Source organism: Mesorhizobium sp. YR577, from assembly GCF_900116595.1.
Taxonomy (GTDB): Bacteria; Pseudomonadota; Alphaproteobacteria; order Rhizobiales; family Rhizobiaceae; genus Mesorhizobium_M.
Map to the genome: position 1 here is coordinate 12954 of NZ_FPBI01000032.1, position 24356 is coordinate 37309.

Sequence of the window (24356 nt, forward strand, 5' to 3'; positions counted from 1 at the left end):
AGAGCACCAGTGAAACGGCCGAACCGCAAGGTCCGGCCGTTTTCTTTGTCGAGCGTATCGATCAGGCCGTCAGAACCACCTTGCCCTTTGGCCGGGTGCCGAGGAATTCATGCGCCTTGCCTGCCTGTTCGAGCGGGAAGGTCTTTTCGACGTGGACGGTGAGTTTGCCCGCTTCGACGAGACGGACGAGTTCATTGAGTCCATCGCGGTCAGGGCGAACCGAGATGCGTTCTACGCGCACGCCTAGCGCAGGCGCCTCAGCGCGCGTCTTCTCGCCGGGATCGAGCAGCGACACGAGCACGCCGCCCTTCCGCAGCGACTTGAGAGACTGTGCGGCATGGTCTCCGCCGATGGTCTCGAAGACGATATCGACATCGCGCGCTTCGTTCGTGAAATCGGAAGCCTTGTAGTCGATCACCTCGTCGGCGCCGAGCGAGCGGACGAAATCGATCTTTCCGGCGCTGGCGGTCGCCAGGACATAAGCACCGCGCGCCTTGGCGATCTGCACCGCGAGATGGCCGACGCCGCCGGCGCCTGAATGGATCAGCACGCGCTGCCCTTCCTTCAGCCCGCCGGCGCCCACCAGCCCTTGCCATGCCGTCAGGCCGGCAAGAGGCAGGGCTGCTGCATGAATGTGGTCGAGCGTCTTTGGCTTGCGGACGAACTCGTCTTCCAAAATCGCGGCTTCCTCGGCATAGGCGGCTGCCTGCCCGGGAAAGTGCGAGAGGCCGAGTACTTCGTCGCCGACCTTGAAACGGCCACCTTCGGAAGCTTTTTCGACAATGCCGGAAACATCCCAGCCGATGGTGAAGGGCGGTTCGCCAAGCAGCGGGTAGAAGCCGCCGCGCACCGCGATATCGACAGGATTGATGCCGGCCGCCTTGACCTTGACGACTGCCTCGCCATGGCTGGGGTCGGGTGAGGGGCGGTCTTCGATTTCAAGGACTTCCGGTCCGCCGGCAGTCTTCTGGGTGATAGCGCGCATGATGCAATCTCCTGTTTGCAAAACCTTGCCACTATCATTTGGATAGTAATTATCCGTTGTCTAGTATGCACAATTTGGATATATAGGTACCCAATGTATAGCAACGATCCGGACAAGCCCTTCGGCTACGACGCATTCCGCCGCGAATGCATGTCGCATACGGTTCTCGAAATGCTGTCGAGCAAATGGGTTTATCTCGTTGTCGGTGCGCTGAGCTTCGGCCGCCGCCGTCATGGCGAGTTGGCTCGCAAGGTCGAGGGCATCACACCAAAGATGCTGACGCAGACGCTTCGCGTGCTGGAGCGCGATGGTCTGGTGCAGCGTGAGGTTTTTCCGGTAATCCCGCCCCGAGTGGAATATGAACTGACTGAGCTTGGCCGCAATCTGGCAGGCCTGCTCAACGAGATCAGAGCCTGGTCGGAACGTCACGTTCCCGAAATCGTCGAAGCGCGCAAGCAGGCGTCATCTGATTCGGAGAGTGTTTCGGCAGCCTTGTAGCCTTACCCGCAAGGCTGCCGAGCGATGCCTGTCAGACGAGGGTGGCTGCGATGCGGCCAACCTCGGCGTGAACGATGTTCTTCTCGTCCGTCGATGCTGACGATTCGGTGAAGTAGGACGAAACGATGATCGGACCGCGCTTGGGCGGCCACAGGATGCCGACGTCGTTGGCCGAGCCATTGTCGCCGGTTCCGGTCTTGTCGCCGACTTTCCAATCCTTGGGCAGATGGGCACGCAGGCGCTTGTCACCGGTCTTGTTGGCCAGAAGCCACGTCTTGAGCTGGTCTCTCGAAGCCGGTGACAGCGCATCGCCAAGCACCAGTTTCTGCAGGTCTGCCAGCATTGCCGCCGGGGTTGTCGTGTCGCGCGGGTCGCCGGTCTTTGCTTCGTTGAGCGCGGTCTCGATGCGATCGAGCCGGGTCACTTCGTCGCCAAGCGTGCGTGCATAGGCGGTCAGCCCGGCCGGCCCGCCGAAACTGGCAAGCAGAAGATTTCCGGCGGTGTTGTCGCTGAGGGTGATTGCCGCTTCGCAAAGCTCGGCGAGCGTCATGCCTTTCTTGCCGACGTGCTTTTCGGTCACCGGCGAATAGGTGACGAGATCCTTCTTCTCATATGTGATGCGGCGGTCGAGCTTTTCCTCGCCCTTGTCGACGCGGGCCAGGACAGCTGCCGATGCCAGGACCTTGAAGGTGCTGCACAGGGCAAAACGTTCGTCGGCGCGGTGCTCGATCCTGGTTCCACTTGCCGTGTCGAGGATGGCGACGCCAAGCCGGCCGCCATATTTCTTCTCAAGGGCACGCAGTTGCGCTGCGGCGTCTTTTACATCGGCCAATGCCGTCCGCGCCACCATCAGGGCAGGGGCAGCAAGAAGCGAGCCGGCCAGTATCGAGCGCCGTGTCAGCGAAATTGTCATGAAGTCGTCTCCCGATTCGAAAAAGCCGCCCGTCCGGGCAGCAATCCGCCATCGAATGCGGGCGCTTTGTTGCCGCACTGGCAGCGACATTGTGACGGGAAACGTATTTCTTTTGCCGGCCCGGACGCTGTTCGCGTCCAGGGCGTGCCGGCGGCCGGCCTTGATTGGGATCGGCTGTCTCAGCCGATCATGGCGCTGCGGTTGTCGCTTTCGATCTCGCGGCTCTTACTGTCGCGTGATTCGAGCATTTCGGCCTTGGAAAGCTCCGCTTCAGCTTCGCCGAGTAATGATTCGGCTGCGGCTCGCTGTTGAAGCAGGTCGGATTGCGAATTTTTGAGGTTGTCGCGGCGCAGGCGGGCAGCCTTGGCGAAAGTCGGGTAGGCAAAATGATTGATATCGGTAATGCCGGCCTTCTTTTCCTCGGCGTTGATCTGGAACTCCAGTTCTCCGGCCATGCGATCGAATTCGGCAATCATCATGTCGAGCTGCAGCAGCTGGCGGCGTTTCTCATTCACCTGAAACTGCTTCAGCCGAACCAGGTTTTCACGTGATTTCATGATTCGATACTCCAATTCACGCACACTCTCCCATCAAACCGCCCCCTTGCAGCCCGAAAAGGCCCGACAAACACACACATCCCCGGCTTCCCGGCAAAAAGGGAAACAAATCCCTAAAATTTTCGCCGCTGGTAACCATTCGTTTACGGGCATTGTTAATCATAAGGGTCAGGACTTAAGGGGCGGTAAAAATTTGGCTGCGAAGCCTAACGACCACAACAAGAGTCGAAAGAATCACTTAGGGCCGGTTGTTAATGCGGCCTGTTAAGAAATGGATCTGGGATTCATCATTAGATTCAAGAGGGTGTATCCAAGGGTTAAAAAAACTGGTACTGCTTGCCAAGCGGAATTAGGATTTGTTAACCATTCGATGGCAGCCTGCGACCTAGGCAATCACTGCTCCGGTACCGGATGGCTCTCGATGCGGTCCGGCGGCAGAAAAGGGGAATGAAATGCGCGTTCTGCTGATTGAAGACGATAGTGCGACAGCACAAAGCATCGAACTGATGCTGAAATCGGAGAGTTTCAACGTCTATACGACGGATCTCGGTGAAGAGGGCGTCGATCTCGGCAAGCTCTACGACTACGATATCATTCTCCTCGACCTCAACCTGCCGGACATGTCCGGCTATGAAGTTCTGAGGACGCTGCGGCTTTCCAAGGTGAAGACGCCGATCCTCATTCTCTCCGGCATGGCCGGCATTGAGGACAAGGTCCGCGGCCTCGGCTTCGGCGCCGACGACTATATGACCAAGCCGTTCCACAAGGACGAGCTCGTCGCCCGTATCCACGCCATCGTGCGCCGTTCGAAGGGCCACGCCCAGTCGGTCATCCTCACCGGCGACCTGGTGGTCAATCTCGACGCCAAGACCGTCGAAGTCGGCGGCCAGCGCGTGCATCTGACCGGCAAGGAATACCAGATGCTGGAGCTGCTCTCGCTGCGCAAGGGCACCACCCTGACCAAGGAAATGTTCCTCAACCACCTCTATGGCGGCATGGACGAGCCTGAGCTGAAGATCATCGACGTCTTCATCTGCAAGCTGCGCAAGAAGCTCGACACCGCATCCGGTGGCCAGAACTTCATCGAGACGGTCTGGGGCCGCGGTTACGTGCTGCGTGAGCCCGAGGAAATCCGCGAAAGCGCCTGATTTTTCTGCAAGCGATTGAAAAGGCCCGGCTTTTGCCGGGTTTTTTCGTTTTGGCTTAGAGCGGTTCAGTTTTTGATAGAAACGTTGAACCGCTCTAACGGTTTGTTTTTACACAATTCCAGGAAAACCGCTGCACACTTTTCCTGGAATTGTTCTAGGCTGCCCGCAGATCGCGGAAGCGCGACAGCAGTTGCGACCGGTTGAAAGGTTTCAAGAGGTAATCCTGGGCGCCGGCGCGCTTGGCGCGCATGATCGCGCCTATGTCGAACTCGACCAGGCATATCGCGATCCTCGGCTTGACCGGGCTGTCTATGGCGCGAATTTGGCGGATCACGTCGGCGCTCGCCATATCGGGAAGCGCTCCGTCGACAACGATGATGTCGGGCATGTCGGCGGCGCACATCTCGATGGCTTGAGAACCGGTGGCGGCCTCGATCACAAGCATGTCGTGGCCGCTCAGGATGCGCTTGGCGACCTTCCTGATGACGCTCGAGTCGTCGATGAACATGCAGCGTTTCATGAGACCGTCTCTCTTTGCTTCCCCCGCGCGAGCCAGAGGAACGGATCGTGCGGATGCAAGTTAGCCCGGCGATGTAAAAAAGCTGAAAATCCGTTGGGTAAAGTTTTCGTAAAAATAGTGGCTTGGCCCCCACGGCCAGGCGTTTCGGGGATACGCGTTCAGCGCACGATCCCCGAAATGGAGCAGTGCGAAGCCTGCTTTGCCGGAACTATGCGGCGGTGAAGACGATCTCGTCCGAAGTAGCATGGATGGAGATCGTCATGCCTGCCTCGCGCGCCAGCAGCAGCGTGTAATAAGGCTGGACAGCATGCGCGTCGATTGCTTCTTCCGGCTGGTGGCCGGAATGAAGCTCGAGGAACTTCGGCGGCACGCGCAGCATCGGCCCGCTCGCGGAGAGCGTGAATTTCGGCTCGGTTTCGACATCGTCGAGCGTCACGGCGATCTTGCCGCCGCGCGGGATTGCGGCGTTGGCCACCAGAACCAGGTTGAGCAGCAGCTTGACCTTGTTCTTCGGCAGAAGCGCGCGTCGTCCGGTCCAGGTCAGTTCCGGCTTTTCGTTCTTCAGGAAGGCGGTCGCCACGGCTTCCGCGTCGCCGGTGTCGATCAGCATTCCGGCCGAGCCTGCCGCGCCAAATGCAATGCGGGCGAATTGCAGGCGCGCCGAGGCGTTGCGGGCGCTGGCGCGAATGAGGTTCATGGCGTCTTCGTCGGCGCCGCCTTCATCAAGCAGTTCCAGCCCGTTGTTGATGGCTCCGACGGGAGAAATGATGTCGTGGCACACGCGGCTGCACAGAAGGGCAGCGAGATCTGGTGCGGACAGCGCGAAGAGATCGGACATTGAACGGTATCCCTAACATCAATTAACGAATCAGTGCGAAGCAGTTCTACCGCGCCAGCCCGAACGAATCACGCCTGGCTCTCAGGCCGCGATCATACAGGCATCGTGCGGCCAGCGAAAAGTTCCAGCATTTTCGTCTTTAAAATCAGCGTTTGCACGGCCCACAAGGCTGTCGCCAGCCTTCGAACCGCCATCTTCATGTGAAAGCTTAATGGTTGAAAAAGGATTACGGCATAATTTGCGGGTGAGTGACCCTGAAAGCGGCCAGCAAAGAGCCGCGACAGGCAGTAGGCGTCGGCGAGTGTGCTCCCGGACGGAGATTGGAAGCATGTTTTCCCGACTATACAACCGGAATTTGTTCCGGCTGATCGCAATGATGTTCGCCGTTTCGAGCATCGTGGCTTTTTCTTCATCGGCCTTGCGGGCTCAGGAATATTCCGCTCAGGAAATCGTGGATTCCGGCCACCGCTTCTTCGGCGCCACATCCGGTGGACTGGCGACCGTGATCGAGAAGATATTCTCGTCCTACGGCCTGCCGAACGGTTATATCCTCGGCGAGGAAGGCTCGGGCGCGCTGATCGGCGGCCTGACTTATGGCGAAGGCTCGCTCTACACGAAGAACGCCGGCGACCATAAAGTGTTCTGGCAGGGTCCTTCTCTGGGCTGGGATTTCGGCGGCGAAGGTTCGCGCACCATGATGCTGGTGTACAATCTCGACGACGTTTCCAACCTCTACAACCGCTTCGGCGGTGTTGCGGGCTCTGCCTATGTGGTTGCAGGCGTCGGCTTCAACGTCATGAAGAATGGCAATATGCTGCTGGTGCCGGTGCGAACCGGTGTCGGTGCCCGACTTGGCATCAATATGGGATATCTGAAGCTGACCCAGCGGGCGACGTGGAACCCGTTTTAAGCATACGGACCACCATTGCGTTGCCCCCAACACCTGCCTGTGGCAGATAGGCCAAGGGCGGGCGGAGCCCACCGGCAACGGATAGTGTAACGTGATCCAGTCCATCCTGTTCTTTGTGCTTGGCTTCCTGTGTGCCGGCTTCATTGCCGTGTTGATCACACCGGTTGCCTGGCGGCGGGCTGTGAACCTGACGCGTAAGCGCATCGAAGGCTCGATGCCGCTGACGCCAAGCGAAATCCAGGCTGAGAAGGATCGCATCCGCGCCGAAGCGGCGATGTCGATTCGCCGGCTGGAAATGAAGGCCGAAAGCCTTCAGGCTAAGAATGCTTCGCAGCTCGTCGATGTCGGCCGCGCTCAGGAACAGGTCAAAAAGCTTGCCGCCGAGCGTGACGCGAAGCTCAAGGCGCATGATGCGCTGGCGGTGAGGGTGGGTGCCTTGACTGCCGATCTCACCAAGCGCGACGAGGAATTGAAGCGCCTCGGCGAAAGGCTTGCCGAGATTGAAGGCTCCAGCACGATGAGTGCCGAGGAACTGGAAAAGCTCGGCCGCATGTATGACGAGGCGAGTTTTTCTTCCAGCAGCCGTCAGATCGAACTGGTGGCGCGGGAAAGCGAGCTTGAAAGGCTCACCAGCGAGCTGTCGAAGCTCAAGGCTCAGCGCAAGGAAGCCGACCTTCAGGGCAAGGCCATGGCTCTTGAGACCAGAACAGCGCGTGAAGCACTGACGGCAGAAAAGAAGCGGGCGAGCGACCTTGCCAGGAAGGTTGAGACGCTGACCGCCACGCTTGCCGACCGCGACGACAGGCTGGAGCGACGTGAGCGGGAACTGGCGCGGCTCCGGGATGCGTCGAAGGGCAATGTTTCCGTAGATACGGTCTCGCAAGCATCGGCCCTGGCCTCCGTGGAAGCGGATGCCGATATCGATAGACGACTGGCAAAATTGTCTGCCGACCGTGAGCGGCTGGAAGAACGGCTGACCACGCTGGCGCGCGAGAACAAACGGCTGAAGACGGAAAATTCCGTTCCTGCTTTGCCGAATGGTCCCGGCGAAGTTGACGAAAACGCCAGGCTGCGGGAGCAGATGAACGAACTGGCGGCCCACGTCGTCAATCTGGCGGCGAAGCTGGACGGCCCCGATTCGCCGATTGCCAAGGCGCTGGCCGCCGAGACAGGTGAGGGTGCAGGCCGAACGATCAGCCTAGCCGACCGGGTGCGGGCCCTGCAGACGGCGACGTCTGCGGACTGAATAATCCCTAAACTCGATGGTCGGTGAAGTGATGCAAGGTGATTGCAGAAGCCGCCGCCACGTTCAGGCTGTCGAAGCCGCCGGCCATTGCGATCTTCACCGTTTTCAGTCGCCGCATCAGTGCTTCCGGCAGGCCTTCGCCTTCGGTGCCGAACCACAAAGCGAGCCGTTGCGGCCGTTCCATGTCACGGCAGTCGACCGTGCCCTGAGGCGATAGGGCGATCTGCTCGAAGCCGTGTTTTCCAAGGGTGTCGACAAGACTGCCGGTTTCGCTTGCGACGGCGAAGGGCACTTTGAGCGCTGCACCGACGGAAACCCTTATCGCCTTGCGGTAGAGCGGGTCGCAGCAGGTTTCATCGAGCAGGATGGCGTCTGCGCCGAAGGCTGCGGCGTTGCGGAAGATGGCGCCGATGTTGTCGTGATTGGCGATGCCGACCAGGACCACCACCAATGCGCGTTCCGGCAAGGCTTCCAGAAGCGTCTCGATCGTTTCGGGCGGCCGCTTGCGGCCTATCGCCAGTACGCCGCGATGCATGTGAAAGCCGGCGATGCCGTCCAGAACGTCGCCGGAGGCGACGTAGACCGGCACCTCGGCCGGAGCGGATTTCAGCGTCTCAGTCATGCCGGCGAGCCGGTTTTCAAGCAGCAGAACTGATTCCGCCTCGAACCGCCGCGCTGAAAACAGGACGTTGAGCACGACCTTGCCCTCGGCGACAAAACGACCCTGCCGGCCGGCCAGATCGCGTTCGCGAATGTCCATGTAGGGCGCGACGCGAGGGTCGGCGGGGTCGTCGATGCGTATCGGGTCCATCGGGCTCGGTCGGTCTGCATCGGACCAAAGCGGAATCCAGCTTTCGAAATATTCCGACGCTCATTCAAGGTGTTGGATCGTCGCTTGTGGGTCCGCAGGGACGCGCTACGATCCAGTGATGGACTTCTTAAAGAGCGCCAACGGCTCCCGGTCAAGACTTCTGAGCGAGGGCCGGGCTCTGAGCGTAGGATTTCTCGTAGACCTCATCTGCGCCGTTGAAGATTCCATCGAGCGTGCCGATCAATTGCCGCACCGCGGCGGAATTGCACGAATAGTAGATCATCTGCCGGTCGCGTCGCGTCTCGACGATGTCGATGCTGCGCAATTTGGCCAGATGCTGAGAAAGCGCAGACTGGCTGAGCGAAACCTTCTCGGCGATCGCGCCGACAGACATTTCGCCTTCGAGAAGATGGCTGATGATGACGAGGCGCTTCTCATTACCCAAGAGGCTGAGCAGCGTGGCTGCAGCTCCTGCATTATCGATAAGCGGACTGGCGGTCATACTTCCCCCACTGAAAACTTTTCCCTCGACGTTATGGGGGCAATAACGTCGAGAAACGCGCGTCGGTTTCACCTGAGACCGACAATTTCTAAAAAAGCAAAGCCTAAAAGCAATTTTGCTAATTCGAGGCCCTGCTGTTCATTTAAAGACCCGAGCTAGCGCCGTATGTGATCTGCTTCACGTCCGCTCTTGGCCATTTCGACAAGCATCTTTCTCAATTCGCCGGCTTCCGTCAACTTACGCGGGAAGAAAATGCGTCGAATTTGGTCGCCTGTGGCAATATCCATACCATCGGCGTCAAAGCCGGTGACGATCCAGCCGTCGCCATCCGCCTTTGCGTAGTGGCGGGCATAGACCGCGATCGCGTCGAGATGGTCGGAATTCATGTGGTCGAGCGCCGACTGCTCGCTTTCGGCAAGCGCTTCCAGCGCCGGGCTTTCAGTTAGCAGATCCGCCGATGTCAGATTGTAAGCCTTGCCGAAGCCTCCGTTCAGGCTGGCGCCGTCGATCTCGAGCCGGAAAAACGAGAAATCACCCAACCCGACATAGAGCTCTGCCTTGGGATTGCGGTTCAGATAGCGGCGTTGCGCCCGCGCATAGTCGGGTGTGTCCCGCTCCAGTTTCCTTGCCCGGCAGTAAAGCGAAATTCGCGGGTGGGCGAGCGGGTCTCCCTTGCCAGCCTGGCCGAGCAGCAGCGAGCAGCGCGGATCGGCGAGAAGCGCACGGGTGTGGGCGGCAAGCAGCGAAACGAGGATCAGCGGTGTCCCATCGGCGTCGGTTGCGGTGCCGACCCGGCTTGCGAGCGGCGCACCGGTTTCGGGGTCAAGGGTGGCGATGGCGCCGTGTCGCGCTGTGCGGATCAGCGTCTTGGCGAGAAGGATCGCCTCGGCATCGGTCTCGCGAATGACATCTTTTTTCGTCTCCACCCCGTCCTCACAAAATCATGACTAACAATATCCACTTATTTGCCGACAATGCCCTCCTTGGCAAGCGTTTCGATCTCGGTCCCGGAAATACCGAAACGGGAGAGGATCGTCGCGGACGTGCTGTCGACGGGCATTGCGGCCTGCGTGCCGCTGCGCGAAAAACGCGGTGCCGGGCTCGGGCGCAGCAATGCGCCAGCCTCGACATGCGCTTGACGCGCGCGGTTGTGCTGATGGTTCGGCGCTTCCTTCAGCGACAGTACAGGCGCCACGCAGGCATCCGTGTCTTCGAATAAGGCGCCCCATTCATCGCGGCTTTTCACCCGCACGCGAGTTGCAATCGCTTCGCGCATCTCATCCCACTGCGACTTGTCATACTGCGCTTCAGCGAAACGCTGGTCGAGCGGCAGGAGCCTGCAGAACTCGGCGAAGAACTGCGGTTCAAGGCAGGCCACGGCGATGTGCTTCCCGTCGGCGGTTTCGTAGGTGTCGTAGAAGGGCGCGCCCGAGTCGAGCAGATTCTCGCCACGGCGATCCTGCCACAGCCCGGCGGCCATGAAGCCGAAGAAGGGCGTCGCCAGCATGGATGCGCCATCGACCATGGCGGCATCTATCACCTGACCCCGCCCGGATTTGAAGCGTTCGAACAGCGCCGCCAGCATGCCCGTGATCAAGAGCATCGTCCCGCCGCCATAGTCGGCGACGAGATTGAGCGGCGGCACCGGCCTGCCGCCCTTCTGTCCGATGGCATGGAGTATGCCGGTATAGGCGAGATAGGTGAGATCATGGCCGGCGCGCTGGGCCATGGGGCCTGTCTGGCCGAAGCCGGTCATGCGGCCATAGATCAGACCGGGATTGCGGGCACAGGCGATCTCGGGGCCTAGACCCAGCTTTTCCATGACGCCGGGGCGGAAACCCTCGATCAGCGCGTCGGCCTTTTCGACCAAGCGCAGCACCAGTTCGACGCCTAGCGCTTGCTTGAGATCGACGCGCAGGATTTCGCGGCCATGCCGGTCAAGATCATATTCGGGCGGCAGCGACAGGAATGCCCGGTCCGTCCGCAGGCGCTCGATGCGGATGACGTCCGCTCCCATCTCCGACAGGATCAGACCGGCCAGCGGTACCGGGCCAAGCCCGGCCATCTCGACGACGGTCAGGCCTGAAAGCGGTCCCGGCTTTGCGGTCATGGATTGTCGGATCTATTTCGGCGCCATGCGGATCGCGCCGTCGAGGCGGATCGTTTCGCCGTTGAGCATCTGGTTTTCGACAATGTGAAGCGCAAGGGCGGCATATTCCGATGGCTCGCCAAGGCGCGAGGGGAACGGCACGGCAGCACCCAGAGAATCCTGTACCTCCTGCGGCATGCCGGCCATCATCGGCGTCTTGAAGATGCCGGGCGCGATCGTCATCACGCGGATGCCGGAGCGGGCGAGGTCGCGTGCCACCGGCAAGGTCATACCGACGATGCCGCTCTTGGAGGATGAATAGGCGGCCTGTCCCATCTGCCCGTCATAGGCAGCGACGGAAGCGGTGCTGATGATGACGCCGCGCTCGCCGCCTTCCAGCGCATCGAGCTTGGCCGCGCGGTCGGCGAACAGGCGGATCATGTTGAAGGTGCCGATCAGATTGACCTCGATCACCTTGCGGTAGAGGTCGAGCGGGTGAGGGCCGTCCTTGCCGACCGTCTTCATGCCGATGGCAATGCCGGCGCAGTTTACCAGAATGCGTGGTTCGCCCAGTTTCGCGGCGATCTCAGCAATGGCGGCCTCAGCACTTTCGGCGCTGCTGACGTCGCATTCGGCCGCGTATCCGCCGATGTCGCCCGCAACCCTTTGCGCACGCTCGACGCTGATATCCAGAACCCCGACCTTTGCGCCGCGCGCAGCGAGCGCACGCGCCGTGGCTTCGCCCAGACCGGAACTGCCGCCTGTGACAAGTGCTATCTGGCCGTTGGGGTTCATGGGCGAATTTCCTCCTAGGTTCAAAGCAAATAAATTTCAGCCCGAAGCGGGTATGCTTCGGGCCGTTTGTGTCAACGACAAACCGTTCCGGAGGATTTCAACCCTCCGGAATCGGGATGTGAGCGTCATGCTACGGAGGCTTGCTCGGCCACGCAATCGATTTGGAGCCCGGCCAGGTCGGCGTGGCAAACCTCGCCCGTCAGCGTCGCGACAGCGCCGGGCTGGATTTCGACTGCGAGAATCCGGTCGAGATCGACCGGGCGCGGCATCGATATCTGCCCGCGCGGGATGCGCTTGAAGCCGAGCGGGCCGTAATAAGGCTCGTCGCCGACCAGAACGACGGAGGGCGCGCCGGCTTTCTTCGCCGCCTCCACAGCCATAGCCACCAGTTTGCGTCCTATGCCCATGTTCTTGAAGGCGGGGCGCACAGCAAGCGGTCCGAGCAGCAAGGCGCGGCCTTCTCCAGCGGCAATCCAGGTCATCCGCACCGAGGCGATCACCGCTCCGTCATAGGTCGCGACGAAGGACATTTTGCGTTCGTGGGGGCCACCTTCGCGGATCTTGTAGGCGGCGCGCGCAAAGCGGCCCGGGCCAAAGGCCTCTTCATTGATCGCGTCGATTTCGGAATCATGTGCCGGCAGTTCCGGCAGGTAGGTCACGGCAAGAGTCATGGTCTTTGCATCCGGTCGAGGAGACTATCCGCAGCGCATGGCAGCGGTCGGGAAACAGCGCTTGTTTAAGCGCGGGCGCCCATTCGTCGTCGGTCGAACCGAATATGTGCAAAGTGTGTTGCCATTGAGGTGACCCGCTACCATCAAATTTCGACGTCGTCCACCGGAATTCTTCAATGAAACGATCGCGTTGACGAACTGTTCAGGCAACAAGGGTTTCTGCCTGCCGCCAGGGTCCCTACATTGTGGCCAACAAAGGAGTATTGCCATGGGACTGCTGGTCGACGGAAAATGGGTGGATCGCTGGTACGATACCAAGGATTCCGGCGGACGCTTCGTGCGCCAGCAATCGGGGTGGCGCGACTGGATCACGGCCGACGGCAAGCCTGCGCCGGGCCGGGAGCTTAGCTTCAAGGCCGAGCCGGGACGGTACCATCTCTACGTCTCGCTGGCCTGTCCGTGGGCGCATCGCACGCTGATATTCCGTGCCTTGAAGAAGCTCGACAACATCATCTCCGTCTCGGTCGTCCACCATTTCATGGGTGAAAACGGCTGGACGTTCCTGACTGATGATGGCGCCACCGGCGACACGCTCTATGGCCTCGACTTCCTGCATCAGATCTACACCAAGGCCGACCCCGCCTATTCGGGGCGGGTCACCGTGCCGGTTCTCTGGGACAAAAAGGAGCAGACGATCGTCTCGAACGAGTCTTCCGAAATCGTCCGCATGCTGAATTCGGCCTTTGACGAATGGGGTGACGCCTCGGTCGACCTCTACCCGCAGGCGCTGCGCGGTAAGATCGATACCATCAACGATCTCGTCTATCCGGCGATCAACAATGGCGTCTACCGGGCAGGTTTTGCGACGACGCAGGAGGCCTATGAAGAGGCATTCAAGGAGCTTTTCGGTGCGCTCGACACGCTGGAGGACCGCTTGTCACGCCAGCGCTATCTGGTCGGCGATCGCTTGACCGAGGCCGACTGGCGGCTGTTCACGACGCTGGTGCGTTTCGATCCGGTCTATGTCGGCCACTTCAAATGCAATCTGAGGCGGATTGCCGACTATCCGAACCTGTCGAACTATCTGCGCGACCTCTTTCAGGTGCCGGGCGTGGCGCAAACCGTCAACATGCGGCACATCAAGGCGCACTACTACGGCAGCCATGCCACGATCAATCCGACAGGCATAATCCCCCTCGGGCCGGAGATCGATCATTTCGCGGCGCATGACCGCGACCGGTTCAAGAAGGCTGCCTGATTACCAGTAAGGCGATACTTCCGCTCCATCCAGAACCTCGGCAATGCGGCGCAGCGTTGCCGGGGTCGTCTCCGGGGGCAGGGCGTCGCGTTTGAAGAAGCCGGCCTCGGCAATCTCGTGATCGCGCCGCTTCGGCGCTGTCTGCCGATAGCTTTCGATCAGATACAGGGCGACATGGTCGCGCCGGCTGGCCTGCCGGTTGAAGTGCAGCGATTTCAGCACGGCAGGCGCTGTGATTTCGATGTTGCCTTCCTCGACCAGTTCGCGCGCCAGGGCATCGGCCATGATCTCGCTTGTCTCGACGCCACCGCCCGGTAACTGCCAGCCCGGAACATAGGTGTGGCGAATCAGAAAGACGGCATTTTCCTCGCGGTCGTAGACCAGTCCGCGCACGCCCAGCGTCATCGGGCGGCGCAGCAAAAAATAGAAATGAAAGATGTTGGAGCGCAGCCGCGCCCATAGGCTCTTGCCCTGTTGTGCTTCGCGCTCGCTGATTGTCATCCTGCGGCAACCGGCGGGTGGAAAGCTGCAAGCTCGTATCCTAAAAGGGGTTCATGTTCAGGCTTGCACATATTTCCGATATCCATCTGGGACCTCTACCCGCTGTAACCTATCGCGAACTCGCCTCCAAGCGGGCGGTCGGTTATGTCAATTGGCAACGAAACCGCCGCCGCTACCTGCATGACGGCGTGATCGATGCGATCGTGTCCGACCTGAAGGCCAAGAACCCGGACCATCTGGCGGTGACGGGCGACCTCGTCAATCTGGCGCTGGATGGCGAAATCGAACTGGCGAAGCTTTGGCTTGAGATGGTCGGCAAGCCGGAGGATGTTTCGGTGGTGCCGGGAAACCACGACGCCTATGTGCCCGGCGCCTTCGACAAGATCTGCCGCGCCTGGGGGCCCTGGATGGCTGGCGACGGGCAGAATGCGCCGGTCGACCGTCATGGTTTCCCCTATTTGCGCGTGCGTGGTCAGGTCGCCCTGATCGGCGTTTCGTCGGCGCGGGCCACTGCGCCCTTCATGGCCAATGGCTTTTTCCGCGAGGAACAGGCTCACAGGCTTGGCAGCATGCTTGACGATGCCGGCAAGCGCGGGCTGTGCCGCGTCGTGATGATCCATCATCCACCGGTGCGAAGCGCCGTTGCCCAGCACAAGCGGCTGTTCGGCATAAGACGCTTCCAGAAGATCGTCGCCCGCCACGGCGCTGAACTGGTGCTGCACGGACATTCGCATGAACCGTCGCTCTACTGGATCGGCAAGCGCGGATCGGCACGGGTGCCGGTGGTGGGCGTTGCCGCGGCCGGGCAGGCACCGGGCGGCCACAAGCCTGCGGCGCAGTACAATCTCATCGATATTTCCGGCGAGGCGGGGGCATGGGACATCCGCCTCAGCCGCCATGGCTTGACCGGGACGGCGATGCCTCCATCCGAGATCATGGCGCTGGACCTGACCAGTGCGCATGAAACGGTTGGGCGCTAATCAGAACGAAATCTTGATCGCGGAGAGGCGTTCCCAGAACAGGATGGCGGCAACCGCAACGCCGACCAGCGCACCGGCGGTGATGATGCCAAGCCCTGAAAAGAATGTCTTCCAGCCGTCGGAGCCGGTGGTGCGAAGGGCGGGAGCCGCTTCGGCAACCTCCGCGCTTCGGGCGAAGCTCTGCGCTGGGCCGGCATCCATCAAGCGCTGGCGCTCGACGATGCGTTCGGCGATGTAGCGTGTCACCTGGTCGGCGACCGGCTTGATGCTGGTGGATTCGGCAAGCACGACGCGGCCGATGCGCGTGTCGTGCAGGAAGCGATAGGTACGGCGGTCGCGCCCGAGGCTGACATGGCTGACCGCGTCGATCCACAGTCGCGGCTGCAGGCCGGAGGAGACGGCGAAGTCGAACAGGTCGATATCGGCAGGCACATCGGCAAAGACGGGCGCCAACTCCTGCGCCAGCAGATCGAGCCGCATACGGCTTGCCTCGCGCAACTCCACGACGACATCCTCGCGGTCGGCGGCGGCGTTCTTGACGTCGCGAATGACGTCGGCAAGCCGGTGCGTCTGGTCGATCGGCGTGACGTTTTCCCCTGCATCGCTCATGGGCAGTGGCTCCAAACCCGCGGCTACGTTAACGAACTCTTAACATAGCGAATGTGGCATTGCATCTGTTCCAACGCCAAATTCGACCGTCCGCGACCGGCTCAGCCCATGGTGCTGCGGATGATGTCCAGCACCGTTTCGGGTGCTTCCTCCGGCAGCATGTGGCCGACACCTTGCAGGGGGTAAAGCCTGAAGGCCGATGGCAAACCTTCGGTCTGCGAGAAGGGCAAGACCGAGTCCTCGGTTCCCCAGACGACGGCGACCGGCATGGTCAGCTTCGCCAGCATTTCGCGTGGAATGACGCCCTGCCGGTCATTCTCGGTAATGGCGGCGGCGATTTCGATTAGTTTTTCGCGCTGGCCGTCGATGCTGCGCACCGTCTCCAGCGCCTCGACGGAATCGTCTGCGGGGTGAAATTTCGGTCCCGACATCGCATTGAGGCAGTCTCGAATCTCGGCCTGCGATCTTGCCGCCGCAAAGCGGCGCAGCAAGGGTCCGGCGATTTCTTCTCCGAAGCCGCCCGGTGCGAGCAAGGTCAGCGATGCGACGCGGGCAGGGTCGGAAAGGGCTACCAGTGCCGCAATGGCGCCGCCCATCGAATGGCCGAAGAGATGAGCTTTTTCGACGCCACGTGCGGCGAGATCAGCAAGGATTGCGCGCACGGCGATCTTTGCCGGGCCTGCGTCGGGCCAGCCAAGTGAGCTACCATGGCCGGGCAGGTCATAGGCTATGACGCGATTTTCCGAAGCAAGTTCGTTGGCAACCCGATCCCAAATGCCATGAAAGCCGCCGAAGCCATGTATGAGCACGACAACGCGAGAGCCGGTGCCAGTCTCGGCGGCAAAAAGCGGTTGGGTCATCTGAAGTGATTTCTCCGGCAGGACTGTCTTTTGGCAGCACTTGCTGCCTGGAAAAATGACCGTGGACGACCCGGAGCGGCTTCACCGTGAGAACCGGTCAGCTTGACCCGCCGAGCCCCGCTGCGCGCAGCGCATTCACCAGCTTTTCCGTCAGGTCGGCGGGATAGTTGGCCTTCTCGAACGTTGGGCGTGGATCGGCCGCGAACTTCGGGAAGTCGTTGACGAGTTCGGTTGCGATAGCCTTGGCCTGATCGGTTTTGCCTGAGACATTGAAGGCAATCAGCCGAGCAGCAAGGTAATGCGATTTCTTCGTTGCAGCCAAAGATTCGGTGGCGCGTGCCGCCCGTTCCATGTCGCCGGTCATGAGCTTGGCCAGGAAGAGCCCATAATCCCACCACATCGGATGGGCGCTCGAAGCTTCGACGGCGTGCTCCATGATGGGCGCGCCGTCGGTGTAGTTGCCCGAGAAGATCAGCGCATAGCCATAGGCGGCCGCCATCGAGAGATCATAGGTGTTGAGCTCATAGGCCTTGCGCATGAAGCGGATGGCTTCGGTCGGATCGCCGACGCGCGAGTTCAGGAAGCCGTAGGAGCGATGCGTATAGGGGCTGGTCGGGCCGGTCAGCACGCCACGATGCGCCAGCGCCAGCGCCTGCTCGGCAGTTGCACCGGGCGGGTAGGGGTGGTGGTCGGTGACTGCTTCCAGATGAAGTGAAGCCAGTTCACTGTATATCAACGGCGATTTGGCATTTTCTGCCAGCAGTTGCTCGAAACAGCGATAGGCCTCCTCGTGTTTCTGCGGGGTCTGGTCGAGATAGTAATTGTCGTTGAGCAGCAGGCAGCGCGTGAGCCCGGTATCGGTATCGTTCTGGTCGATGAAGCCGTAGATCGCCCCGGAGACGGGTATCGTGGCGCTCAAAATGTCGGCGATGCGGTCATCAAGCACCTTCGGATCGAGGTCGGCTGGCGAAAGCGTGCGGCTGACGAGAATTTTTCCGCTGCCGCTGTGCTGCAGCTCGACCGCCACCGTTCCAGCCGATGTGCCCGGCGATACGTTGAAGACGAACTGATTGGGATTGACGGGACTGGTGCCGGCCGGAACATCCTTGGCGATGAAGTCGACGGTGTCGAAGCCGGAAAGGCCGGCCCGCAGGACTGTCGCGACACGCGTCGCGTCGGCATCCTCCGACGCGTTGGTGATGTAGACGGGCGGCAGGGCCTCGATCGTGGACGATTTTGTGATGCTGCCGGTTTCGGTGAAAGAGGTGCCCGCCAGCGTCGCAACGTCGTCCAGCGTTGCCGGCTCCGTTATGCGAAACACAAGGAAACCGAGCATGGCGATGATGACGGCCATGGCTCCCCAAAAGAACCAGAGGTGCCGCATGACCTGCGACGCTGGAGGCAAAGGCTGGGCAGCAGCGATGAAAGCCGGTGGCTGGCCGGCATCTGCCGGTGGTGTATCGGCCTGGATTTGCGGTTGCGCAAGGACGATCGGCTCGTCCAGGGGCAGGATTTTCGGAGCAGGCTTTACGGTCGCGTCAAACGCGATTTCGTAGGCGGGAACGTAGCTGCCGCGCGGAATGGTGATGCGGATGAGGTCGGACGCGCCTTCGGTGGCGAAATACTGTCCCAGAAGTTCTCTCAGGCGGCCGGCCTGCACCCGGACCACGGCGTCAGCCGATGAATCGAAGCCGGCATCCCTGCCGAAGACGTCGACCGCAATGGCGAAACCCTTGAGCCGGTCAGCACGACCGGCTTGCTCCTGTTCGACCAGGTAACGCAGCAGTTTGCGGGCACGCTCCGAACGTCCGAAGGTTTCGCTGGCGAGCAGCTTTTCCAGCGTTTCGAGCACTGCGGGGGCAGCAGGCTTATTCTGTGGCAAGCGTCGGACCTTTTTCGAGAGCGGCGCCGTTATGGAACTCAATCATAGCGTGCTTGCGCCAACTCACAAGTACGCAGAATTTGTCTGGCGCGCACCTTGCCCGATATATCCCCGGGCAAGGCGCGACATGGTTAACCTCGATCGAGGATCACACCACGCGGTTGGCTGCCGACACCACGGCTTCGAGCGAGGCGGCGACGATGTTGGTGTTGATGCCGATGCCGAAAATCCGCCCGCCGGGGTGTTCCATCTCCATGTAGCAAATGGCCGAGGCGTTGGAGCCGCGCTGGATCGAGTGCTCGGAATAGTCGAGCACCGACATGGATACGCCGATATGGCGCGAAAGCGCATCGACGAAACCATCGACCGGGCCGTTGCCGGTGCCGGAAATCGTCACTTCCTTGCCCTGGTCGACGATCGTCGCCTCGACGATGCGCCGGCCCTTCACCTCGGTATCCGGGAAGGTCTGGTGGTCGACGAATTTCAGCCGCGCGCCGGGCTGGTCGACATAGCGCTCGAGAAAACGCTCATGGATGCGGTTAGACGACACTTCCTTGCCCTCCGCGTCCGTGATTGCCTGGATGTCCTGGCTGAACTCGACCTGGAGCGGGCGCGGCAGATGCAAACCGTAGTCGGCCTGGAGCACATAGGCGATGCCGCCCTTGCCCGACTGCGAGTTGATGCGGATGATCGCCTCGTAGCTGCGGCCGACATCCTGCGGGTCGATCGGCAGATAGGGCACTTCCCACAACGGCTTGTTGGCGGTCTTGATCGCCTTCATGCCCTTGTTGATCGCGTCCTGATGCGAGCCGGAAAATGCCGTGTAGACCAGTTCGCCGACATAGGGGTGGCGCTCCGGGATCTTCAACTGGTTGGAATATTCGTAGACGTCCTTCATGCGGTTGATGTCGGAGCAGTCCAGTTCCGGATCGACGCCCTGCGTGAACATGTTGAGCGCCAGCGTGACAATGTCGACATTGCCGGTGCGCTCGCCATTGCCGAAGAGCGTGCCTTCGACGCGGTCGGCACCGGCCAGCAGGCCGAGCTCGGTGGTGGCGATGCCGGTGCCGCGGTCGTTATGCGGGTGCAGCGAGATGATCAGGTTCTCGCGGTTGTCGAGGTGGCGGATCATCCACTCGATGCGGTCGGCATAGATGTTGGGCGTCGACATCTCGACGGTCGAGGGCAGGTTGATGATCAGCTTGTTCTCGGCCGTCGGCTTCACGATCTCGGTGACCGCGTTGCAGATTTCCAGCGCCACTTCCAGTTCGGTGCCGGTGAAGCTTTCGGGCGAATACTGGAAGCGGAAGCCGCCGCCGGCCTTGGCGGCCATGTCGGTGATCATCTTGGCGGCGTCGGTGGCGATCTGCTTGATGCCGGCGACATCCTTGGCGAAGACGACGCGGCGCTGCAACTCGCTGGTGGAATTGTAGAAATGCACGATCGGCGAGCGTGCGCCCTGGAGTGCCTCGAAAGTGCGGGTGATCAGTTCGGGCCGGCACTGCACCAGCACCTGCAGGTCGACTTCATCCGGCACGCCGCCTTCCTCGATGCACCAGCGGGCGAAGTCGAAATCGGTCTGCGAGGCCGACGGAAAGCCGATCTCGATTTCCTTGAAGCCCATATCGACGAGCAGCTTGAACATGCGCACCTTGCGGTCATGACCCATCGGGTCGATGAGCGCCTGGTTGCCGTCGCGCAGATCGACCGAGCACCAGATCGGCGCCTTGTCGATGGATTTGGAGGGCCAGGTGCGGTCGGGCAGGTCGACCTTCTGGTAGGCTTCGTATTTGGCGGAAGCTATGGGCATGCCGGCCGTTCGCTCGGCAGCGGATACGGGGGTGATCTTGGTCATTTTCGGTCTCGTTCTCTTGCCGCCATGCGCGACAATGCGCGCAACATCCAAGCGGTCTTAAATCAGAATTTCGGTTCTGTTGTGAAGAGCAAAAGGAGCTATGCCTCGGCGGCAATTCGACCGCCGGACGCTCCCTTAACGAGCCCGGCGATCGCCGATAAGGCCGAGAAGAAGCAGCGTTGCCGAAAGCGCGCGAACGGTCTCGCCCGCGAAGGCGGACGGACGGGATGCGGAATGGTTCGGACGCGAAGTCATGCGCGGGTTCATATAGCAGGGGCGGGTTTGGTGCAAGAGGGCGGCGTTGCAGCTTCATGCTCACCGCACCGGCTTTTCATCCGGTCAACGTCAAAGAGCCGGGAAGCGGGTGCGAACGGAACCAAATTCACCCGTTTGAGTTGCGCATTCGGCATCGCCGTAATCTAATACTCGGGTTGACGTTGCCTGTGGTCGCAAGATCGGGAGGTTTTTATGGATCGACGACTATTTCTGACCGGAATGCTTGGCCTCGTGGGAGGCGCTGCCCTGGTAAGTGTTGCCAGGCCAGCCAGTGCGCTTGCCGGGATTCCGGATGGCAGTGGAATTCTCGATGAACTCAACCAGCCGGAGACTGCCGTCTTCGACGGTCAAGATGATCAAGCCGAAGTGGAGCTTGTCGATCACCGCCGCTCGCACCGCAGGCACGATCGCAGACACAACCGCCGGCACCGGCGGCGTGTGTGGAGACGGGTGTGCCGCAGACACTGGCGCCATGGCCGGCGGATTACGCGCTGCTATCGCGAGCGTGTCTGGATCTGGGTTCGGTTTTAACCCGTAGCATCGAGAGAACCCCGGTACAGCCGGGGTTTTCCCTGTTTGGAACCTGAACTGCTGTCTGTCGGGCAGGCGCTTTTGGCGCGTCCGCATGATTTTTTTGTGGCCTCCTGTCGGGAAGGCCCGTCCAGCTTCGTCCTTTGATCACAGCCCTGCGGGGTAGATCACGAAGGAGGAACACATGATGAAGGTCGCCCAGCATCTCTGGTTCGAAAAGGACATGCAGGCCGCGGTCAACTTCTACACGTCGCTGATCCCCGGCTCGTCGGTCGAGTGGGTGTCGGCCATTCCGGCCGACAATCCCAGCGGGCCGGCCGGCAGCGTGCAGCTTGCCGGCTTCACCCTCGGCGACCAGCGCTACATGGCCATCGAAGCAGGGCCGCTCGACCCGTTCAACCATGCCTTCTCGATCATCGTCGAATGCGAGACCCAGGCCGAGATCGACCGGCTGTGGGATGCGCTGAAGGAGGGCGGTTCGATCGAACATTGCGGCTGGCTGCGCGACCGCTGGGGCCTCTCCTGGCAGATCACGCCGAAGCGTCTCGGCGAACTGATGAACGACCCCGACCCCGCCAGGGCCAAGCGCGTGACCGAAGCCATGCTCAAGATGATAAAATTCGATATCGCGGGACTGGAAGCGGCAGCGAAAGGCTGAGCGCGGCGTTCCCCTCCCCCTCGAGGGGAGGGTGGCGGCGAAGCCGTCGGGTGGGGTCGCTGCGGCAGTGCTCGACGTTCCTTTGCGCCGAGCGCTGCCTTGACCGACCCCACCCGCTTCCTTCGCTTCGCTCAGTGCGCGACCTCCCCTCAAGGGGGAGGTAAGCGCCGGCGCACTTCATCATCGCCACGCCTGCTTTCGCATCTGGCCATTGTCAAAGAACCGGGAAGCGGGGCGCATGGCCGTGCCTTCCTAGTGTTTAGTACGTGGCGCGACGTCCGCGCCCCGCCGGCGATTTCTGTTCCCGTCCGTTCCGCTGCTCCCTGCAAACCTTTTGGTTTGCAGGGCCTATGTGCTCGTCCAGCACGCGCGGGCCGTATTACCCGCAGGGGAACCCTTGGACGGAACCTCCCCGGCCTTGCTGCTACGTTTGCCGCAAGACGGAAGCGCCGGTTCCTCCCCACAGATCACCGTCGCGACCGGCGTTCCCGCGGGAGGAACTGGGACCAAGGGTAAGGGAGGTGGAAAGGAGGGGGATAAAAAAGAGAAGTGCGGAGAGTTAAGAGATTGTTTTTACGATATTTTATTTTTGAGAAATTCGAAATTTATCCACTAAACGGGAGCTTTCTGAGGCGTCTGATATTAACGGGCGCTCTCCAAGGCGAGCAAGATGACGGCATTTTCGGATAGGGCTTCATAGGAATGTGGCCCATCGCCCGGGTAGCGATAATAGTCACCGGGGCCAATGTCGGCAGTAGCCCCCGCCGGTCCCAGACGAACCGATCCGCTGATGGTAATTATGTGCTCGATGGTCCCTCTGGGATGCGGTTCGGCGTTGCGTACCGATCCGCGCCGAAGGGTAAGGCGATAGAGATCGCGCCGGCAGGCCGGAGGGCATTTACTTAAAAGCACGGTCGAAAAATCCGAACTGTCGGAATTGAGTTTCACTCCCTCGTCTGCCCGGATCAATTGGCTGTGCGAAGATGCGCCTTCGAACAGAAAGCTGAACGGAATTTCGAGTGCAGACGCAATCGCCCACAAGGTTTCAATGCTCGGATTTCCCTTACCTGCCTCAAGCTGGGACAAGGTTGATTTCGCCAGATTGGCCTTGGCCGCGAGAGCGGAAAGGCTGATGCCCGACTGTTCTCTCTCGCGGCGGATGGCGCTTGCTATGAGGTCTGTCGGGTTCATGATGCCGTTCATTATAATGGTATATCGTTCGACTTGACGAACGATTGCAGAACGTTCATTATATCGAACGGTCAGCAATCAAATGCAATAGCGTCGGTGGTGTGGAAAAAGCGTCGATCATGGCAACACCCTCACGGTCTATGTCGGCAAGCGATTGGGGCCAACTCCTACTCCTCGGCCTTCTTTGGGGAGGCTCCTTCTTCTTCGCCCGCATTGCCGTGGCGGATATTCCGCCGTTAGCCCTCGTCCTGTATCGCGTGTCGATTGCCGCGATAGTCCTACATCTCTGGTTGAGGCTGCGCGGCATTTCCTTCGCGCCTGTCGTCGCTAAGCCCGGCTCTTTCTTGTGCCTGGCGCTGCTCAACAACGTCATTCCCTTTTCCCTGATTTTCACCGGACAAACAGAGATCGGCGCTGGCCTTGCGTCGGTTTTCTATGCGACCACACCCCTGTGGACGATCCTCGTTGCAAATCTGCTGACGGCCGACGAAAAGCTTTCGGTCTCCAAGCTTGCCGGCGTGGGGCTCGGAATCGCCGGGGCTGCCGTCATGATCGGTCCGGGCCTCCTGTCCAATCTCGGCGGGCCTACATGGGCAAAATTCGCCGTCATCGGGGCGGCTGTTTCCTATGCTTTTGCCGTTGTATACGCGAAGCGCTTCAAGGACATGAAGCCGACGCTCGTAGCAACTGGACAGCTTACCGCCGCAACGGTCCTCATGGCGCCGATCGTCTTTCTTTTCTACAGTCCTGCGGAAATCGTCACGTCGGGCGTTTCGATATGGATGGCAGTACTTGCGCTCGCTATCCTCACCACGGCCTTCGCTTTCATACTGTATTTCAATCTCATCGCCTCGGCGGGAGCAACGAACGCATCCCTGGTAACGCTGGTAGTGCCGGTCAGCGCGATCATGCTCGGTGCGGTTTTCCTGGGAGAACGGTTGGAACCGTTTGAGTTCGCCGGAATGGGCCTGATTTTGGCCAGCCTTATCATCATCGATGGCAGGCTTTTTCGCCGGTGAAATATCTCGATAGCTAGACCAGCCTCCCCACCAACTGCAACGGAAACTTCACCATCCGGCGCGATCATCGCACTTATGGATGTGACGGCAAAAGCACAGTGCCGCATGGATGATCCTCCGCCCCTCGAAGGTGTGATCGACAAAAGCGTTTGCAAACGATCAAGTCGTGTTACCCTGTGTAACAAAAATAATAACCGGGGTTGGAGCAAGTGATTCGGGTACACTGGCCACGACTGATATTGACCGACAGATG

At 60.6% G+C, this 24356-nt stretch carries 26 protein-coding genes; 8 read left to right on the forward strand and 18 right to left on the reverse strand.

Annotated features, from left to right (window positions below; genetic code table 11):
• Positions 1 to 61: 61 nt before the first annotated feature.
• A complete protein-coding gene (locus BM413_RS28865; RefSeq protein WP_091918303.1) occupies positions 62 to 985 on the reverse strand; it encodes an NADP-dependent oxidoreductase in 924 nt (307 codons plus the stop codon).
• 93 nt (positions 986 to 1078) lie between these two features.
• Between BM413_RS28865 and BM413_RS28870 the strand changes: the two genes are divergently transcribed.
• Positions 1079 to 1483 carry a winged helix-turn-helix transcriptional regulator gene (locus BM413_RS28870; protein ID WP_162931572.1) on the forward strand — a complete coding sequence of 135 codons (405 nt, stop codon included), beginning with the start codon at positions 1079 to 1081 and terminating at the stop codon, positions 1481 to 1483.
• 31 nt (positions 1484 to 1514) lie between these two features.
• Here BM413_RS28870 and bla read toward each other — a convergent pair whose 3' ends face one another.
• Together bla and BM413_RS28880 are read right to left on the reverse strand one after the other, a co-directional pair.
• Positions 1515 to 2396 carry a class A beta-lactamase gene (gene bla, locus BM413_RS28875; RefSeq protein WP_091918337.1) on the reverse strand — a complete coding sequence of 294 codons (882 nt, stop codon included), beginning with the start codon at positions 2394 to 2396 and terminating at the stop codon, positions 1515 to 1517.
• Between the two features lie 179 nt (positions 2397 to 2575).
• Entirely contained in the window at positions 2576 to 2953 is a 378-nt protein-coding gene (locus BM413_RS28880) for a flagellar export protein FliJ (RefSeq protein ID WP_091918304.1), read from the reverse strand.
• 452 nt (positions 2954 to 3405) lie between these two features.
• Here BM413_RS28880 and ctrA point away from each other — a divergent pair, with 452 nt between their 5' ends.
• Positions 3406 to 4101: a response regulator transcription factor CtrA gene (gene ctrA, locus BM413_RS28885; protein WP_091918305.1), complete on the forward strand. Its 696-nt coding sequence runs from the start codon at positions 3406 to 3408 to the stop codon at positions 4099 to 4101.
• A gap of 154 nt (positions 4102 to 4255) precedes the next feature.
• On the opposite strand, the gene BM413_RS28890 is transcribed toward ctrA, so the two are convergent.
• Together BM413_RS28890 and BM413_RS28895 are read right to left on the reverse strand one after the other, a co-directional pair.
• Positions 4256 to 4621, reverse strand: a complete 366-nt coding sequence (locus BM413_RS28890; RefSeq protein ID WP_091918306.1) for a response regulator — start codon at positions 4619 to 4621, stop codon at positions 4256 to 4258.
• A 208-nt stretch (positions 4622 to 4829) separates the two neighbouring features.
• Entirely contained in the window at positions 4830 to 5459 is a 630-nt protein-coding gene (locus BM413_RS28895) for a histidine phosphotransferase ChpT (protein ID WP_091918307.1), read from the reverse strand.
• A gap of 373 nt (positions 5460 to 5832) precedes the next feature.
• On the opposite strand from BM413_RS28895, the gene BM413_RS28900 reads away from it, so the two are divergent.
• Positions 5833 to 6369 (forward strand): DUF1134 domain-containing protein, encoded by a 537-nt coding sequence (locus BM413_RS28900; RefSeq protein ID WP_244538086.1) that lies wholly within the window; start codon positions 5833 to 5835, stop codon positions 6367 to 6369.
• A gap of 91 nt (positions 6370 to 6460) precedes the next feature.
• A complete protein-coding gene (locus tag BM413_RS28905) occupies positions 6461 to 7615 on the forward strand; it encodes a coiled-coil domain-containing protein (RefSeq protein ID WP_091918309.1) in 1155 nt (384 codons plus the stop codon).
• Positions 7616 to 7622: 7 nt separating this feature from the next.
• Here BM413_RS28905 and BM413_RS28910 read toward each other — a convergent pair whose 3' ends face one another.
• The 6 genes from BM413_RS28910 to BM413_RS28935 all read right to left on the reverse strand — a co-directional run bounded on the left by BM413_RS28910 (position 7623) and on the right by BM413_RS28935 (position 12483).
• The gene (locus BM413_RS28910) at positions 7623 to 8426 is read right to left on the reverse strand and encodes a TrmH family RNA methyltransferase (RefSeq protein WP_091918310.1); all 804 of its coding nucleotides are present in this window, start codon (positions 8424 to 8426) and stop codon (positions 7623 to 7625) included.
• Positions 8427 to 8577: 151 nt separating this feature from the next.
• Positions 8578 to 8928: an ArsR/SmtB family transcription factor gene (locus tag BM413_RS28915; protein WP_091918311.1), complete on the reverse strand. Its 351-nt coding sequence runs from the start codon at positions 8926 to 8928 to the stop codon at positions 8578 to 8580.
• 155 nt (positions 8929 to 9083) lie between these two features.
• Positions 9084 to 9854 (reverse strand): HugZ family pyridoxamine 5'-phosphate oxidase, encoded by a 771-nt coding sequence (locus BM413_RS28920; protein ID WP_091918312.1) that lies wholly within the window; start codon positions 9852 to 9854, stop codon positions 9084 to 9086.
• Positions 9855 to 9889: 35 nt separating this feature from the next.
• Complete coding sequence (locus BM413_RS28925; RefSeq protein WP_091918313.1) at positions 9890 to 11038, reverse strand: CaiB/BaiF CoA transferase family protein; 1149 nt, start codon at positions 11036 to 11038, stop codon at positions 9890 to 9892.
• 12 nt (positions 11039 to 11050) lie between these two features.
• Positions 11051 to 11812, reverse strand: a complete 762-nt coding sequence (locus BM413_RS28930) for a 3-hydroxyacyl-CoA dehydrogenase (protein WP_091918314.1) — start codon at positions 11810 to 11812, stop codon at positions 11051 to 11053.
• A 125-nt stretch (positions 11813 to 11937) separates the two neighbouring features.
• Positions 11938 to 12483, reverse strand: a complete 546-nt coding sequence (locus tag BM413_RS28935; protein ID WP_091918315.1) for a GNAT family N-acetyltransferase — start codon at positions 12481 to 12483, stop codon at positions 11938 to 11940.
• A 268-nt stretch (positions 12484 to 12751) separates the two neighbouring features.
• Here BM413_RS28935 and BM413_RS28940 point away from each other — a divergent pair, with 268 nt between their 5' ends.
• A complete protein-coding gene (locus tag BM413_RS28940) occupies positions 12752 to 13741 on the forward strand; it encodes a glutathione S-transferase family protein (RefSeq protein ID WP_091918316.1) in 990 nt (329 codons plus the stop codon).
• Here BM413_RS28940 and BM413_RS28945 read toward each other — a convergent pair whose 3' ends face one another.
• Complete coding sequence (locus tag BM413_RS28945) at positions 13742 to 14242, reverse strand: NUDIX domain-containing protein (RefSeq protein ID WP_091918317.1); 501 nt, start codon at positions 14240 to 14242, stop codon at positions 13742 to 13744.
• Positions 14243 to 14295: 53 nt separating this feature from the next.
• On the opposite strand from BM413_RS28945, the gene BM413_RS28950 reads away from it, so the two are divergent.
• The gene (locus BM413_RS28950; RefSeq protein ID WP_091918318.1) at positions 14296 to 15222 is read left to right on the forward strand and encodes a metallophosphoesterase family protein; all 927 of its coding nucleotides are present in this window, start codon (positions 14296 to 14298) and stop codon (positions 15220 to 15222) included.
• Here the strand turns inward: BM413_RS28950 and BM413_RS28955 are convergent, their stop codons facing one another.
• The 5 genes from BM413_RS28955 to BM413_RS33295 form a co-directional block, all read right to left on the reverse strand.
• A complete protein-coding gene (locus BM413_RS28955) occupies positions 15223 to 15831 on the reverse strand; it encodes a hypothetical protein (RefSeq protein ID WP_091918319.1) in 609 nt (202 codons plus the stop codon).
• Between the two features lie 101 nt (positions 15832 to 15932).
• Positions 15933 to 16691, reverse strand: a complete 759-nt coding sequence (locus BM413_RS28960) for an alpha/beta fold hydrolase (protein WP_091918320.1) — start codon at positions 16689 to 16691, stop codon at positions 15933 to 15935.
• 97 nt (positions 16692 to 16788) lie between these two features.
• Positions 16789 to 18573, reverse strand: coding sequence for a tetratricopeptide repeat protein (locus BM413_RS28965; RefSeq protein WP_244538082.1), 1785 nt, complete (start codon positions 18571 to 18573; stop codon positions 16789 to 16791).
• A gap of 148 nt (positions 18574 to 18721) precedes the next feature.
• Positions 18722 to 20383 carry a 2-isopropylmalate synthase gene (gene leuA, locus BM413_RS28970; protein ID WP_175544484.1) on the reverse strand — a complete coding sequence of 554 codons (1662 nt, stop codon included), beginning with the start codon at positions 20381 to 20383 and terminating at the stop codon, positions 18722 to 18724.
• Between the two features lie 525 nt (positions 20384 to 20908).
• Positions 20909 to 21169 carry a hypothetical protein gene (locus tag BM413_RS33295; protein ID WP_162931574.1) on the reverse strand — a complete coding sequence of 87 codons (261 nt, stop codon included), beginning with the start codon at positions 21167 to 21169 and terminating at the stop codon, positions 20909 to 20911.
• A gap of 250 nt (positions 21170 to 21419) precedes the next feature.
• Here BM413_RS33295 and BM413_RS28985 point away from each other — a divergent pair, with 250 nt between their 5' ends.
• Positions 21420 to 21893, forward strand: coding sequence for a VOC family protein (locus BM413_RS28985; protein ID WP_210188999.1), 474 nt, complete (start codon positions 21420 to 21422; stop codon positions 21891 to 21893).
• A 642-nt stretch (positions 21894 to 22535) separates the two neighbouring features.
• Here BM413_RS28985 and BM413_RS28990 read toward each other — a convergent pair.
• The gene (locus BM413_RS28990; protein WP_197716841.1) at positions 22536 to 23096 is read right to left on the reverse strand and encodes a helix-turn-helix domain-containing protein; all 561 of its coding nucleotides are present in this window, start codon (positions 23094 to 23096) and stop codon (positions 22536 to 22538) included.
• Between the two features lie 107 nt (positions 23097 to 23203).
• Here BM413_RS28990 and BM413_RS28995 point away from each other — a divergent pair, with 107 nt between their 5' ends.
• On the forward strand, positions 23204 to 24103 hold the full coding sequence (locus BM413_RS28995; protein ID WP_244538083.1) for a DMT family transporter: 900 nt from the start codon (positions 23204 to 23206) through the stop codon (positions 24101 to 24103).
• Positions 24104 to 24356 lie beyond the last annotated feature (253 nt).

Coding starts and splice junctions, on each gene's coding strand:
- BM413_RS28995 (WP_244538083.1), top strand. CDS start 23,204: ATGGCAACACCCTCACGGTCTATGTCGGCAAGCGATTGGGGCCAACTC.
- BM413_RS28910 (WP_091918310.1), bottom strand. CDS start 8,426: ATGGACCCGATACGCATCGACGACCCCGCCGACCCTCGCGTCGCGCCC.
- ctrA (WP_091918305.1), top strand. CDS start 3,406: ATGCGCGTTCTGCTGATTGAAGACGATAGTGCGACAGCACAAAGCATC.
- BM413_RS28960 (WP_091918320.1), bottom strand. CDS start 16,691: ATGACCCAACCGCTTTTTGCCGCCGAGACTGGCACCGGCTCTCGCGTT.
- BM413_RS28935 (WP_091918315.1), bottom strand. CDS start 12,483: ATGACTCTTGCCGTGACCTACCTGCCGGAACTGCCGGCACATGATTCC.
- leuA (WP_175544484.1), bottom strand. CDS start 20,383: ATGCCCATAGCTTCCGCCAAATACGAAGCCTACCAGAAGGTCGACCTG.
- BM413_RS28985 (WP_210188999.1), top strand. CDS start 21,420: ATGATGAAGGTCGCCCAGCATCTCTGGTTCGAAAAGGACATGCAGGCC.
- BM413_RS28865 (WP_091918303.1), bottom strand. CDS start 985: ATGCGCGCTATCACCCAGAAGACTGCCGGCGGACCGGAAGTCCTTGAA.
- BM413_RS28900 (WP_244538086.1), top strand. CDS start 5,833: ATGATGTTCGCCGTTTCGAGCATCGTGGCTTTTTCTTCATCGGCCTTG.
- BM413_RS28930 (WP_091918314.1), bottom strand. CDS start 11,812: ATGAACCCCAACGGCCAGATAGCACTTGTCACAGGCGGCAGTTCCGGT.
- bla (WP_091918337.1), bottom strand. CDS start 2,396: ATGACAATTTCGCTGACACGGCGCTCGATACTGGCCGGCTCGCTTCTT.
- BM413_RS28925 (WP_091918313.1), bottom strand. CDS start 11,038: ATGACCGCAAAGCCGGGACCGCTTTCAGGCCTGACCGTCGTCGAGATG.
- BM413_RS28940 (WP_091918316.1), top strand. CDS start 12,752: ATGGGACTGCTGGTCGACGGAAAATGGGTGGATCGCTGGTACGATACC.
- BM413_RS28880 (WP_091918304.1), bottom strand. CDS start 2,953: ATGAAATCACGTGAAAACCTGGTTCGGCTGAAGCAGTTTCAGGTGAAT.
- BM413_RS28945 (WP_091918317.1), bottom strand. CDS start 14,242: ATGACAATCAGCGAGCGCGAAGCACAACAGGGCAAGAGCCTATGGGCG.
- BM413_RS28890 (WP_091918306.1), bottom strand. CDS start 4,621: ATGAAACGCTGCATGTTCATCGACGACTCGAGCGTCATCAGGAAGGTC.
- BM413_RS28915 (WP_091918311.1), bottom strand. CDS start 8,928: ATGACCGCCAGTCCGCTTATCGATAATGCAGGAGCTGCAGCCACGCTG.
- BM413_RS28955 (WP_091918319.1), bottom strand. CDS start 15,831: ATGAGCGATGCAGGGGAAAACGTCACGCCGATCGACCAGACGCACCGG.
- BM413_RS28870 (WP_162931572.1), top strand. CDS start 1,079: ATGTATAGCAACGATCCGGACAAGCCCTTCGGCTACGACGCATTCCGC.
- BM413_RS28990 (WP_197716841.1), bottom strand. CDS start 23,096: ATGAACGGCATCATGAACCCGACAGACCTCATAGCAAGCGCCATCCGC.
- BM413_RS28950 (WP_091918318.1), top strand. CDS start 14,296: ATGTTCAGGCTTGCACATATTTCCGATATCCATCTGGGACCTCTACCC.
- BM413_RS28895 (WP_091918307.1), bottom strand. CDS start 5,459: ATGTCCGATCTCTTCGCGCTGTCCGCACCAGATCTCGCTGCCCTTCTG.